Below are 13,150 nucleotides of genomic sequence, written 5' to 3'. Positions count from 1 at the left end.
GGCGCACCTTCCCTCAGTCGGCGGCGACCGGCTCGCGGGCCGCCCGAGCCGACCGTACCAACCGGATGACCAGCACGATCACCAACAGCGTCATCAGCGGAGCCCCGACCGACTTGGTGAACCGGGGCAGCCCGGTGCCGTCCGGCAGCACCAGGAACGACGAGACCAGGGCGACCACGATGAACCATCCGGTCCGCCGGGCGGTCGCCGCCAGCACGGCCAGCGGCCAGATCCAGTACCAGGGGTGGAACAGCGGCGCCAGGGCGACCGTGGCGGCCAGCGCCAGGCCGGCGTGCCACAGCGGCTCCCGGGTGCGGGCCCGCCACCAGAGCCAGACCAGCAGCACCGCCAGCACCGCCATGCCGATGGCCCGGGTGACCGGCAGCGCGTCGATGTGCCCGCCGAACGGCACCGCCAGGTAGCCGACGGTCTGCCCGACGGCGGTGGACGGCGACGTCCAGGCGATCACGTCGCCGCCGCGGGCGAGCCCGCTGACCCAGCCGAAGTCCAGCCCGGCGGCGAAGGTCACCCCGACCACGCCGGCGACCGCGCCGCCGACCACCCAGCCGCCGTGCCGGATCAGCGCCCGGATCGAGTACCCGCCGACGATCGCGGCCAGCGCGGCGAACGGCACCACGACCATCGCGGTCACCTTGATCGCAGCGGCGAGTCCGAGGAGCGCGCCACCGGCGAGCAGCGGGCCGGGGCGGCCCGGCCGGGAGGCCACCACCGCCAGCCCGGCGACCAGCAGGCCGACCATCAGGGCGTCGTTGTGCGCGCCGGAGACCAGGTGTACGGCGACCAGCGGGCAGGCCAGCGCCAGCCAGACCGCCCGACCGGCCGGTACGCCGGCTCGCCGGGCCAGCACCGGCAGGCTGACCGCGGTGAGCGCGACCCCGGCCACCGCGATCAGCCGGAAGGCCACGATCGCGGCGGTGAGCGATCCGGTGGCCTTGATCACCGCGCCGGAGAGCACCACGAACAGCGGCCCGTACGGCGCCGGGGTGTCCCGCCAGATGTAGGAGATGGTGTCCAGCCAGGGGCAGGGCAGGGCCGATACGCCCCGCTCGTACGGGTTGATCCCGGCGGCGTAGCTGGCGCCCTGGCAGGCGTACGCGTAGACGTCGCGGCTCGCCAGCGGCGGCGCGATGAGCAGCGGCAACAGCCAGAGCCCGACGGTGACCAGCGCCCAGCGGGTCGACGGCACCGTGTCGCGCAGCGCCCACCAGGCGCCGGCCATCAGCGCGGTGCCGACCAGCCAGAGGGCGATGACCAGCGGCCCGTCCGGCCCCTGCCAGATGCTGACCGGGGTGGCGCGTAGGGGTGAGCCGGGCAGGGCGCCGCCGAGGAACGCGGCGACGGCGAGCAGCGCCGAGCCCGCCAGTCCGGTCCAACGCGCGAGGTGGTGAGGCACGCCGGACATGCTGCCAGTACGGTGGTCGCGGTACGGAGGTGGGCATGCGGCGCAGTCGGGTGGTGGCGGTGGCCACCGGTGCCGCCACCGTGCTCGGCGCGATCTGGCTGGCCCTGCCACTGATGGGCTCGGACCTCGCCGCGCAGGTGGCACGCGCGGACTTCTTCGCCGCCCACGGCCCCACCCCGGTGGACCTGCGCTGGTACGGCGGGGTGCAGCAGTTCGGCTACAGCCTGCTGTCCCAGCCGGTGATGGCGCTGCTCGGCGTACGGGTGACCGGCGCGCTGGCCCTGCTGGCGTCGGCCGCCGCGCTGGCCGCGCTGCTGGTCCGCACCGGGGTACCCCGGCCGCTGCTGGGCAGCCTGGTCGGGGTGGTCACGCTGACCGGCAACCTGGTCTCCGGTCGGGTCACCTACGCCCTCGGCGTGGCGTTCGGGCTGGCCGCGCTGCTCGCGCTCACCCGAGGCGTACCCCCTGGCCGGCGGCTTTCGCTCGGATGGCGCCTCGGGTTCGCCGCGGCCGGGGCGCTGCTGGCCTCCGCGACCAGCCCGGTGGCCGGCCTCTTCGTCGGCCTCGCCGGCGCCGCGCTGCTGCTCACCCGCCGGTACGCCGAGGGCCTGGCGCTCGGGATCGCGGCGGCCGTGCCGCTGGCCGCGACCGCGCTGCTCTTCGGTGACGGCGGCTGGATGAACATCAGCGACACCGACGCGCTGCGCGCGGTGCTGACCAGCCTGGTGGTGGCCGCGCTGGTCGCGTACCGGCCGGTGCGGATCGGCGCGCTGCTCTCCGCCGCCGGGGTGCTCGCCGCCGCCCTGGTGCACACCCCGGTGGGGTTGAACGCGACCCGGCTGGCGGTGATGTTCGCGCTGCCGGTGCTGGCCGCCGCCGCCCGCCCGCCGGCCTGGCTCACCACCCGGTTGGCCCGCCGGTCCGCCGCCCGGACCACGCCGTCCGGCGGCACGCGGCGGGCCCGGCTGCTCGGCGCGGTCGGCCTGGCCGCGCTGCTGGTGGCGGTCTGCGCCTGGCAGCCGCCGGTGGTCACCGCCGACCTGCGCAGCATCAGCGACCCGACCAGCGCGCCGGGCTACCACGCGCCGCTGCGCGCGTTCCTGGCCGGGCAGCAGCTCACCGGCCGGGTCGAGGTGCCACCGACCCGCAACTACTGGGAGGCGGCCCGGCTGGGCGAGGTGCCGCTGGCCCGGGGCTGGCTGCGGCAGGCCGACATCGACCGCAACCCGCTGTTCTTCACCACCGTGCCCGGGGCGGCCGGCACCGGCGTAGCGCTGACTCCGGCGAGCTACCGGGCCTGGCTGGCGGAGAACGCCGTGCAGTACGTGGCGCTGCCGGACGCCCCGCTGTCCTGGGTGGGGCGGGCCGAGGCGGAGCTGGTCGAGGGCGGGTTGCCGTACCTGACGCCGGTCTGGTCGGGCCCGCACTGGCGGGTCTGGGCGGTGGCCGATCCGACGCCACTGGTCGCCGCCCCCGCCGAACTGGTCCGCGTCGACGGCGCGGCGGTGACCTTCCGCGCCCCGACCGCCGGGCCGGTGGCGATCCGGGTCCGGCACAGTCGATGGTTGGCCGCGTCCGGTGGTGCCACGGTCGCCGGCGCCGGGGACTGGACCACCGTCACCGTCCCCCGCCCCGGCGAGTACACCGTCGGCAGCTGACGCCCCTACATCTCCAGCACGCGCTGGGCGGCGGCACGGGAGCGGCGGCCGGTACGCAGGTACTCGTCGAGGAACTCCCCCGGGTCGTCCCGGCCGAGCAGCCGGACCACCCCGGCCAGCTCCACCCCGTGCCGGGGCAACTGGTCGCCGGCCCGGCCCCGGACCAGCATCAACGCGTTGCGGACCTGCGCGGCCAGGGACCAGCCGGCGGCCATCTCCGCGGCATCCGCGGCCTCGACCAGGCCGGCCTCGGCGGCGGCCGCGAGTGCGTCGAGGGTACGTGTGCCGCGCAGCGCCGGGACCGCGCCGGCGTGCCGGAGCTGGACGAGCTGCACCGCCCACTCCACATCCGCCAGCCCACCGCGGCCCAGCTTGGTGTGGGTGGCCGGGTCGGCGCCGCGAGGCAGCCGCTCGGTCTCCACCCGGGCCTTGATCCGACGGATCTCGACGATCTGCTCGCGGGAGAGCCCGTCGGCCGGGTAGCGCACCGGATCGATCATCGCCTCGAACTCGGCGCCCAGGTCGGCGTCGCCGCAGACGAAGCGGGCGCGCAGCAGCGCCTGTGCCTCCCACACCCGCGACCAGCGGGCGTAGTACTGCGCGTACGCGGCGAGGCTGCGCACCAGGGGACCCTGCCGGCCCTCCGGGCGCAGGTCGGCGTCGACGCCGAGCGGCGGGTCGGGCGCGGGCACGCCGAGCAGCCGGCGCAGTTCCTCGGCGATCGCGTGCGCTGCGGCGCTGGCCGCGCTCTCGCTGCTTCCGGCGGGCGGGTCGTAGACGAACAGGACGTCGGCGTCGGACAGGTAGTTCGACTCGTACCCGCCGAGCCGGCCCATGCCGATCACCGCGAACCGCAGCCCGGGCGGCGCCGGCTGGCTGGCCCGGGCGGCCCGCAGCGCGGCGGCCAGGGTGGCGTCGGTGACGTCGGCGAGCGCCGCGCCGACGCCGGTGATGTCGCCCAGCCCGGGCGCTCTCCGGGTGCCGCCGTCGGGACGGGTGGGGGTGGGTGCGAGCGAGCCGGCCCGGCAGAGCAGGTCGGCGCAGGCCACCCGGACCAGCTCCCGGCGGCGCAGCGCGCGTACCGCCCGGGTGGCCTCGACGGGGTCGGCGTGCCGGCCCGCCGCCGCGAGGAACCCCTCCCGGAGCACCTCGGGTGAACGCGGCACCAGCTCGTTCTCCTCGGCCAGCAACCGCAGCGCCTCCGGGTCCCGGGCGAGCAGGTCGGCGACGTACCGGGAGAGGGCGAGGACCCGGGCCAGCCGCCGGGCGACCGGGCCGCCGTCGCGCAGCAGCCGCAGGTACCAGGGGGTGCTGCCCAGCTTGTCGGAGACCTTCCGGTAGTTGAGCAGCCCCCGGTCCGGCTCCGGCGCGTCGGCGAACTCGCTGAGCAGCACCGGCAGCAGGGTCCGCTGGATGGCCGCGGTGCGGCTCACCCCGCCGGTGAGGGCCTGGAGGTGGCGCAGCGCCCCGGCCGGATCGGCGAAGCCGAGGATCTCCAGCCGGTGCCGGGCCGCCTCCGGGGTGAGCCGCAACCCGTCGGCGGGCACCCGGGCCACCGACTCCAGCAGCGGCCGGTAGAGCAGCTTGGCGTGCAGCCGGCGTACCTCGGCGGAGTGGGTGACCCACTCGGCCCGGAAGCTCTCCACGGCGCTGCGCCCCGGCGCGGCCGTGAAGTCCAGCGCGGCGGCGAGCCAGCGCAGCGCGGCCGGCTCGGTGGGCACCGTGTGCGTCCGGCGCAGGCCCTGCAACTGGAGCCGGTGCTCGACGCTGCGCAGGAAGCGGTAGCCGCGCAGCAGCGCCTCGCCGTCGGCGCGGCCGACGTAGCCGCCCGCGACCAGCGCGCGCAGCGCCGGAATGGTGCCGGGTGCCCGCAGCGTCTCGTCGCCGCGGCCGTGCACCAGTTGCAGCAGCTGGACGGCGAACTCGATGTCGCGCAGACCGCCGGGGCCGCGCTTGATCTCGCGCTCCAGCTCCTTCGGCGGGATGTGGTCGATGATCCGGCGCCGCATCGCGCGGACGTCCTCGACCGCCTCGGGCCGTTCGGCCGCCCGCCAGACCAGCGGTGCGAGCTGGTCGATCCACTCCTGGGCCAGCGGCAGGTCTCCGGCGGCCGGGCGGGCCTTGAGCAGCGCCTGGAACTCCCAGGTGCGCGCCCACCGCCGGTAGTAGGCCAGGTGACTGGCGAGGGTCCGCACCAGCGGGCCCCGGTTGCCCTCGGGGCGCAGCGCGGCATCCACCGGCCACGCGACGAGCCCGCAGATGTGGATGAGCCGGGTCGCCACCGTGGTGCCGGCGGCCAGGTCGGCGTCCTCGGCGCCCACGAAGATCACGTCCACGTCGGAGACGTAGTTCAGCTCGCCGCCGCCGCACTTGCCCATCGCCACCACGGCCAGCCGGGGCCGCGCGGTGCCGGTCGGAAGCTCCGAGACGGCGATCTCGTACGCCGCGGCCAGCGTCGCGTCGGCCAGCGCGGAGAGCGCCGCCATGGTCTGCTCCAGGCCGCGCCCGCCGGTCAGGTCCGCCGCCGCGATCCGCAACAGGGCCAGCCGGTACGCGCCGCGCAGCACCGCCACCGGGTTGCCGTCGCCGGCCGGTTCCAGCCGACCCTCAGCGGTCGGCGCGAGCCCGTCCGGGGCGGTGCGCAGCGCGGCGCAGTGCTCGGGGTGGGCCACCAGGTGGTCGCCGAGCGCCGACGAGGCGCCGAGCACCGCGATCAGCCGCCGCCGCAACCCGGGGTCGGCGTGCAGCTCCGCCAGCAGCGGCGACCGGGCCAGGGCGTCGCTCTCGGCGGTCACCGCGGTGGTCGCACCCGATGCGGTGCCGCCGTTCGCGCGGCGTTCGGCCTCCACGATGCGGTGCAGCTGACGCAGCGCCAGGTCGGGGTCGGCAGCTCGGGACAGCGCCGCCAGCAACTCCGTGGCCAACTCGTCGACCGGCTCCTGCTCGACCGGCCGCCACAGCCGCAGCCCGTCCGGGCCGAGCAGGTCGGCGGCGCGCGCCCCACCGTCGCCCTCGGCGGTGCCGAAGCCGTACCGGGCGAGCCGGCCCGGCGCCCTGGTCGGCCGGCTCATCAGTGCCCGAGCAGCGGCAGGCCACGCCGCGTCGTGCTGTCGTCCAGCTCGCCGAGCGCCAGCGCGGCGAACCGCGCGGCGAACGGTTGCCAGACCTCCTCGACGTCCGCCATCACCGAGGCGCAGGCCGCGACCACCAGCTCCGGGTCGTAGCCCAGGTCGGCGAGGAGGGTCGAGTCGGCGGCCCAGTCGGCGATCATCGCGGTGTCGCACTCGATGTGGAACTGCAGCCCCCAGGCCCGGTCGCCGAGCCGGAACGCCTGGTTCGGGTAGCGGGTGGATGCGGCCAGCAGGGTGGCACCCCGAGGCAGCTCGGTGATCTCGTCGGAGTGCCACTGGAGCACGTCCGGAATCAGCGGCACGTACCGGAACAGCGGATCGTCTCCGGCGGCGTCCCGCTTGCCGACCACGCCGGGGCCGACCTCCGGCCCGGACGGGCTGCGTTCGACCAGCCCGGCGTGCGCGGTGGCGAGCAGTTGCGCGCCCAGGCAGACGGCCAGGGTCGGCACCCGGTACCGGACCGCCTTGCGGAGCAGCCCTTCCACCGCGGGGAACCAGGGTGCGCCGGGCGAGCCGTCCGGCAGCGGGTACGCCTGCTGGTCGCCGCCGAGCACCACCAACGCCGCGTACCCCTCCAGGTCGGCGGGGAGCTCGTCGCCGGCGTGCGGGCGGACCACCCACAGCTCCAGCCCTGCCTCGGTCAGCCACTCACCCAGTCGGCGCGGGTCGTCCGTCGGGTCGTTCTCGATCACCAGCGCAGTTGCCACTCGTCGAGGCTAGCCGGTGCGCCACGCGGCGCCACGCCCCGCCACGGTCCCGCACCGTGCGCCGCCGGGCGCCGCCGGGCGCCGCTGGGCGCCGCTGGGCGCCGCCGACGTGCGCGGCCCTCCGGACGGCGGGGTCGTTAGGCTCTGCGGTTGTGATCAGCGAGGACCGTGCCGCCGTCCGCCCGCCCGTGCTGCGCCCGGGTGACACGGTGCTGCTGGTGTCGCCGTCCGGGCCCACCTCCCCGGAACGGGTGGCGCGCGGGATGGAGCTGCTCACCGGCTGGGGCCTGCGGCCCGTGCCGGCGCCGAACGCGTACGCCCGGCAGGGCTACCTGGCCGGCGCGGACGAGCTGCGCGCCGCCGACCTGAACGCGGCATTCGCCGACCCCCAGGTGCGCGGGGTGATCTGCACGCGCGGCGGGTACGGCGTCCAGCGGGTGGTGGACGCCATCGACATGGCCGCCGTCCGCCGCGACCCGAAGGTGGTGGCCGGCTTCTCCGACATCACCGCACTGCAGTTCGCGCTCTGGCGGGGTGCCCGGTTGGCCGGCGTGCACGGCCCGGGAGCGGCCTGGCGGGACGAGCGCACCCCGCTGCGCTCGGCCGAGTCGCTGCACGCCGCGCTGATGACGACCGAGCCGGTGACGGTCACCGCCGTACCCGGCGAGGAGACCTTCCCGGTACGCGTACCGGGCCGCACCACCGGCACCCTGCTCGGCGGCAACCTGTGCATGATCGCCGCGTCGATCGGCACGCCGGACCTGCCCGACCTGACCGGAGCGGTGCTGCTGGTCGAGGACGTGCAGGAGCCCCCGTACAAGGTCGACCGGATGCTCACCCAGCTGCGCCGGGCCGGCGCGCTGGACGGCCTGGCCGGGGTCGCGGTCGGGCAGTTCACCGACTGCGCCGACGGCTGGGAGACCACGATCGCCGACGTGCTCACCGAACGCCTCGGCGACCTCGGCGTACCGGTGCTCGGCGGGCTGCCGATCGGCCACGGCCCCGGCCAGCTCACCGTCCCCGTCGGCACCCCGGCCACCCTCGACACCGACGCCGGCACCCTCACCGTGGCCCCCGCAGTCGTCTGACTTCCCTGGTCCCCGTGGGCCGGCGACGTGCTCAGGGGGTGAGGCAGGCCAGGCGGCCGACTTCCAGCGCGGCGTGGACTGTGCCGTCGGACGCGACCGTCAGGCCGTGCGGCTCGGAGTTCGGGGTGGGCAGTTCGTAGGTGTCGACCCGGCCGGTCGGGTCGACGTGGCCGATCCGGTTGCCGGCCCACTCGGTGAACCAGGCGCCGCCGGCCGGATCGGCGACGATGGCGTGCGGCCGGGCCGTCCGGTCCGGCAGCGGGTACTCCTCGATCCGGCCGTCCGGGGTGATCCGGCCGACCTGACCGGCGGCGATCTCCACGAACCAGAGCGCCCCGTCCACGCCCGCGGTGATACCGACCGGCGCGGCACCCTCGGTGGGCAGCGGATGCACACGCACCACCCCGTCCATGCCGACCCGGGCGATCGCGTTCGCCTGGTTGAGCGTGCACCAGACGGCGTCGTCCGGCCCGGCCGCCACCATCGAGGCGAACGCGCCGGAGACCGGTAGCCGCACCTCGGTGACCACGCCGTCGGTGCTCACCCGGCCGACGGTGTCGGAGCTCATGCCGGCGTACCAGAGGGCACCGTCCGGGCCCGCGGCGATGCCGCACGGGCCGGTGCCGGCCGGCAGAACGACCTCGCTCTGCTCTCCGTCGGTCGTGATCCGGCCGATCCGGTCGTCCCCGGAGCGGGTGAACCAGAGTGCGCCGTCCGGGCCGGGCGTGACGATCAACGGCCGGCTACCCGGACCACCGGCCGGCCAGCGGCGCACCGAACCGTCCGCGGCCACCCGGGCGAGCGCGCCAGCGTGGACCAGGGTCAGCCAGAGCGCCCCGTCGGGGCCGGTCGTGATGCCGTACGGCCCGGCCTGCGGATCGCTGAGCGGGATTTCCCGGATCACGGTGGATGTCACGAGAGCTGCCTTCCGTCGATGGGTTCCCGGTCGACCGGCCCGCGCGGCTCGGCCAGCCGGGCACGGCGAGCAATCACCTTTGCCCACCGGCCGTACCGGGGCAACAGGTTTGTCCCATTTCCCCCGCCGAATTGCCAGCCTGCGGACAGGTTCGCCACGGGTTGCACCCAGCCCAGCCGGTCACGGTCGGTAACGACATCGCAACACCACCGAACACCTGGAGGAGAGCATGTCCCGCACCATCCGCAAGAAGCACCTGCTGGCCGGCCTGGCCACCGCTGGCGTCCTCGGCGTGGGCATCGCAGCCCCGACGATGGCGTTCGCCGCGGACGCCGGCACGCCGACCCCGAGTGCCAGCAGCACTGCCGAGAAGCAGGAGTCGAAGGCCGACCGGCAGGGCGAGTTCGCCGAGGCGCTCGCCAAGGAGCTGGGCGTCTCCACCGACAAGGTGACCGCCGCGCTGGACAAGGTCCGCGAGCAGAAGGACGCCGACCGTCCGGAGCGGCCGGAGCGGCCGTCCACCGAGGACCGCCAGGCCGCGCTCAAGGAGCGCCTGGACCAGGCGGTCGAGGACGGCAAGCTCACCCAGGAGCAGGCCGACGCGATCACCAAGGCCGTCGAGGCCGGCGTCTTCCCCGGTGGCGACGGTCACCGCGGACCGGGCGGTCACGGCGGACCGGGTAACGGCGGCCCTGGTGGCAACGGCGGCCCTGGCGGCACCGACGGCCCCGAGGGCACCGACAACCCCGAGGGTACGACCGGCAAGTGATCGGCGGCGGCGCCGCCCCGACATCGGGCGGCGCCGCCCCAGCCGGACCAGTTGCGGTGGCATGGCGGTGTCCGGGTTACCCGGACACCGCCATTACGCCGAACCGGCGCCGGTCCCGACTGTCAGGATCCGGCGGGCACCGGCGGGGGCGTGAAGACCCCGACGTGGTTGCCGGCCGGGTCGAGCAGGTGGGCGAAGGTGAGCCCGTTGTCGTTCACCTTCACCGGCACCAGCACCTTGCCGCCGGCCGCCTCGGCCCGCTGGCAGGTCCCCGCCACGTCGTTCACCTGCACATAGAAGATCGCGTAGTTCGGCCCCTGCCCGCCGGTGCCCCGAATCGCGCCGCCGATCCCCTCGCCGGCACCACCCTCGGTCGTCCGGTACGACGCGCCGCCGGCGCCCTCCTCGGTGAAGCTCCACCCGAACAGGTCGCCATAGAACCGCTGCGCCACGTCTGGCCGATCCGTGCCGATCTCGAACCAGGTCACCCCGCTGCTGGTGGTCATGTCTGGCCTCTCGTTTCCGCGCGCCGGCCGGTCGGCGGCGCCGTCAGGAGTCAGCCTCGACCCCGCCCGCGACACCGCCCTGTCGGTGTTTCCCCGGCAGTGCGGACGGATCCACCACCAGTTTCAGACCAGGCTCAGCGCCCGGACCCGCTCGCGCGGGATGTCCAGGTCGGCCGGGCGCAACTCCCGGGCCACCACCTCGGGCAACGCCCGGACACTCCGGATCCGGTCGGTGCGGAAGCAGCGCAGCTCGTCGCGCAGCCGACACCAGGCGAGCAGATACCAGTGTCGGGGGTTGCCCAGGTAGCCGAGCGGCTCGACGTCGCGTACCGAATCGGCGCCGTCCCGGTCGGCGTACCGGATGCGCAGCACCCGCCGCGCGACGACCGCGTCGGCGACGATGGCCGGGACGGGCGTGGCCGGCCCGTCGCCGATCAGGTGCACCCGGCCGGCGAGCCGGTGCGCCTCGGCCGCGTCGGCGGCCGGCAGCACCGCCACCAGCTTGCGCAGCGCGGTGGCACCCGGCGCGGCGAACGGCGTGCCGGCGAGCCGGTGCAGCGCGACGGCCATGGCCACCGCCTCGCCGGGCGTCAGGTTGACCGGGGGCAGGGTGCGGGCGCGGTCCACCACGTAGCCCCCGGTGCGCCCGGGCTCGGCCCAGATCGGCACCCCGGCCTCCTGCAACGCGCCGATGTCGCGCTCGATGGTCCGGCTGCTGACCTCGAAGCGCGCGGCCAGCCAGCGGGCGCTGCGCGGGCGTGGCGAGACCGCGCGCAGCTCCTCGACCAGGGCGTAGAGGCGGTCCGTGCGGTTCATGGCCCGCACGCTACGGACGGGGTACGACGACCGCGCTCAGGCGATGCAGGCGCAGACGATCAGCGCCGCTCCAAAATGGGTGGCGGCGCTGACCCGGGCCGCCGGATGCGGCTCATCCGAGCAGATGATCTCGCCGAGCTTGCCCGGGGTGAGCAGATCGAGCACGAAGAAGGCCAGCGCCATGATGGCCAGCCCGACGAACCCGAACACCACGGTGGAGGCGAGCCCCTTGCCGAAGTCGCTGTAGCTGGTGAGGATCGCGGTGAAGACAATCCCGGCGATACCGAGCTGGTTGGCGGCCAGCAGCAGCCCCGCGTTGGTGTTGCGGCGCACCCAGATCAGCTCCCGCAGCCGCCCCGGTGTGAGCAGGTCGACCAGCACGAAGCCAGCCGCCATCAGCCCTACGCCGACGATCCCGAACACGACGCTCTGCCAGGCACCGCTGAGCAGATCCTCCAGCACCGACTGCCTCCCGAATCTCCGCCCGGAGGGGTACCGGCGCGGTGATCGAGACGATAGCGGCAGCACGCAACCGCGTCAGCCCCGCGGTTACAGCGCCAGGTAACGCTGCCGCTCGTACGGGGTGACCTCGCGGCGGTACTGCTCCCACTCGGCCCGCTTGTTGCGCAGGAAGAAGTCGAAGACGTGCTCGCCGAGCACCTCGGCGACCAGTTCGGACCCGGCCATCACGTCGATCGCCTCGGCGAGGTTCTCCGGCAGCGCTTCGTACCCCATCGCGCGCCGCTCGGCGCTGGTCAGCGACCAGACGTCGTCCTCGGCGCCCGGCGGCAGCTCGTAGCCCTCCTCGATGCCCTTCAGGCCGGCGCCGAGCAGCACCGCGAAGGCGAGGTACGGATTGGCCGCCGAGTCCAGCGAGCGGACCTCCACGCGGGCCGAGTTGGGCTTGCCGTACGCGGGCACCCGGACCAGCGCGGACCGGTTCAGGTGACCCCAGCAGACGTACGCCGGGCTCTCGGTGATCCGGTCGGGCAGTGCCTGCGGGAAGAGCCGCTTGTACGAGTTGACCCACTGGTTGGTGACCGCCGTGTACTCCCGCGCGTGCACCAGCAGGCCGGCGATGAAGGACTTCGCCACCTTGGAGAGCTTCATCGGGTCGCCGCCGTCGTGGAAGGCGTTGCGCTCCCCCTCGAACAGCGACAGGTGGGTGTGCATGCCGCTGCCCGGCTGGTCGGTGAACGGCTTCGGCATGAAGCTGGCCTGCACGCCGGTGGAGAGCGCTACCTCCTTGACCACGTGCCGGAAGGTCATGATGTTGTCGGCGGTGGTGAGCGCGTCGGCGTAGCGCAGGTCGATCTCCTGCTGGCCGGGGGCGACCTCGTGGTGGCTGAACTCCACCGAGATGCCGATCCGCTCCAGCGCCAGCACCCCTTGCCGGCGGAAGTCCCGGGCGACGGCGTGGGTGGTGTGCTCGAAGTAGCCGCCGGTGTCCACCGGGATGGGCACCGAGCCGTCCTGCGGGCCGTTCTCTAACAGGAAGAACTCGATCTCGGGGTGGGTGTAGAAGGTAAAGCCCTTCTCGGCGGCCTTGGACAGCGCGCGGCGCAGCACGTGCCGGGGATCCGCCCAGGACGGCCCGCCGTCGGGCAGCAGGATGTCGCAGAACATCCGGGCGCTCTCGCCGCTGACCCCGCCCTCGAACGGGAAGACCTGGAAGGTGGTCGGGTCGGGCATGGCCACCATGTCCGATTCGAAGACCCGGGCGAAGCCCTCGATCGCCGAGCCGTCGAAGCCGATGCCCTCCTCGAAGGCCGCCTCCAGCTCGGCGGGTGCCACCGAGACGCTCTTGAGCGTGCCCAGCACGTCGGTGAACCACAGCCGGACGAACCGGATGTCCCGCTCTTCCAGCGTACGGAGGACGAACTCCTGCTGACGGTCCACTTCCACCCCTCGCAACACCTGTTTGCCATCGCCTGCCGGGCCGGCCCGGCCTGACCGACCAGTCTTCATGTGCCTGGTTACGCCGACGTTACGCCAACGCCCGCCTGCCGTCCCGGCTGCCCGCCGCGGCGGCGGCCGGACCGGCGACGGTCCTGCCGCGGCGGTGGTCCTGCTGTGACGGTGGTCCTGCTGTGGCGGTCGTCCTGCTGCGGCGGTCGTCCTGCTGCGGCGGCAGCG

At 74.9% G+C, this 13,150-nt stretch carries 11 protein-coding genes; 3 read left to right on the top strand and 8 right to left on the bottom strand.

From position 1 onward, the window contains the following. Positions 1-13 precede the first annotated feature (13 nt). Positions 14-1,414 (bottom strand): polyprenol phosphomannose-dependent alpha 1,6 mannosyltransferase MptB, encoded by a 1,401-nt coding sequence (gene mptB / locus OG990_RS01675; RefSeq protein ID WP_406078776.1) that lies wholly within the window; start codon positions 1,412-1,414, stop codon positions 14-16. Between the two features lie 44 nt (positions 1,415-1,458). On the opposite strand from mptB, the gene OG990_RS01670 reads away from it, so the two are divergent. Beyond that, a complete protein-coding gene (locus OG990_RS01670) occupies positions 1,459-3,081 on the top strand; it encodes a hypothetical protein (protein ID WP_406078774.1) in 1,623 nt (540 codons plus the stop codon). 5 nt (positions 3,082-3,086) lie between these two features. On the opposite strand, the gene OG990_RS01665 is transcribed toward OG990_RS01670, so the two are convergent. Further along, positions 3,087-6,152 (bottom strand): bifunctional [glutamine synthetase] adenylyltransferase/[glutamine synthetase]-adenylyl-L-tyrosine phosphorylase, encoded by a 3,066-nt coding sequence (locus OG990_RS01665; protein ID WP_406078772.1) that lies wholly within the window; start codon positions 6,150-6,152, stop codon positions 3,087-3,089. After that, complete coding sequence (locus tag OG990_RS01660; protein ID WP_328419006.1) at positions 6,152-6,919, bottom strand: type 1 glutamine amidotransferase; 768 nt, start codon at positions 6,917-6,919, stop codon at positions 6,152-6,154. Before OG990_RS01660 ends, OG990_RS01665 begins: the two co-directional genes overlap by 1 nt. A gap of 152 nt (positions 6,920-7,071) precedes the next feature. Between OG990_RS01660 and OG990_RS01655 the strand changes: the two genes are divergently transcribed. Next, positions 7,072-8,007, top strand: coding sequence for an LD-carboxypeptidase (locus OG990_RS01655; protein ID WP_406078770.1), 936 nt, complete (start codon positions 7,072-7,074; stop codon positions 8,005-8,007). Positions 8,008-8,038: 31 nt separating this feature from the next. On the opposite strand, the gene OG990_RS01650 is transcribed toward OG990_RS01655, so the two are convergent. Next, entirely contained in the window at positions 8,039-8,923 is an 885-nt protein-coding gene (locus tag OG990_RS01650) for a virginiamycin B lyase (RefSeq protein ID WP_406078768.1), read from the bottom strand. A gap of 229 nt (positions 8,924-9,152) precedes the next feature. On the opposite strand from OG990_RS01650, the gene OG990_RS01645 reads away from it, so the two are divergent. After that, complete coding sequence (locus OG990_RS01645; RefSeq protein WP_406078766.1) at positions 9,153-9,692, top strand: hypothetical protein; 540 nt, start codon at positions 9,153-9,155, stop codon at positions 9,690-9,692. Between the two features lie 122 nt (positions 9,693-9,814). Here OG990_RS01645 and OG990_RS01640 read toward each other — a convergent pair whose 3' ends face one another. The 4 genes from OG990_RS01640 to glnA form a co-directional block, all read right to left on the bottom strand. Then, the gene (locus OG990_RS01640; protein ID WP_355611182.1) at positions 9,815-10,198 is read right to left on the bottom strand and encodes a VOC family protein; all 384 of its coding nucleotides are present in this window, start codon (positions 10,196-10,198) and stop codon (positions 9,815-9,817) included. 123 nt (positions 10,199-10,321) lie between these two features. Further along, entirely contained in the window at positions 10,322-11,014 is a 693-nt protein-coding gene (locus OG990_RS01635) for a helix-turn-helix transcriptional regulator (RefSeq protein WP_406078764.1), read from the bottom strand. 36 nt (positions 11,015-11,050) lie between these two features. After that, positions 11,051-11,476 carry a DUF350 domain-containing protein gene (locus OG990_RS01630; protein WP_406078762.1) on the bottom strand — a complete coding sequence of 142 codons (426 nt, stop codon included), beginning with the start codon at positions 11,474-11,476 and terminating at the stop codon, positions 11,051-11,053. Positions 11,477-11,563: 87 nt separating this feature from the next. Beyond that, positions 11,564-12,913 (bottom strand): type I glutamate--ammonia ligase, encoded by a 1,350-nt coding sequence (gene glnA / locus OG990_RS01625; protein ID WP_328419013.1) that lies wholly within the window; start codon positions 12,911-12,913, stop codon positions 11,564-11,566. Positions 12,914-13,150 lie beyond the last annotated feature (237 nt).

This window comes from Micromonospora sp. NBC_00858, from assembly GCF_045207365.1.
Classification (GTDB): Bacteria; Actinomycetota; Actinomycetes; order Mycobacteriales; family Micromonosporaceae; genus Micromonospora.
Note: the sequence above shows the minus strand (reverse complement) of the source record. Positions and strands in the feature narration are given on the sequence as shown.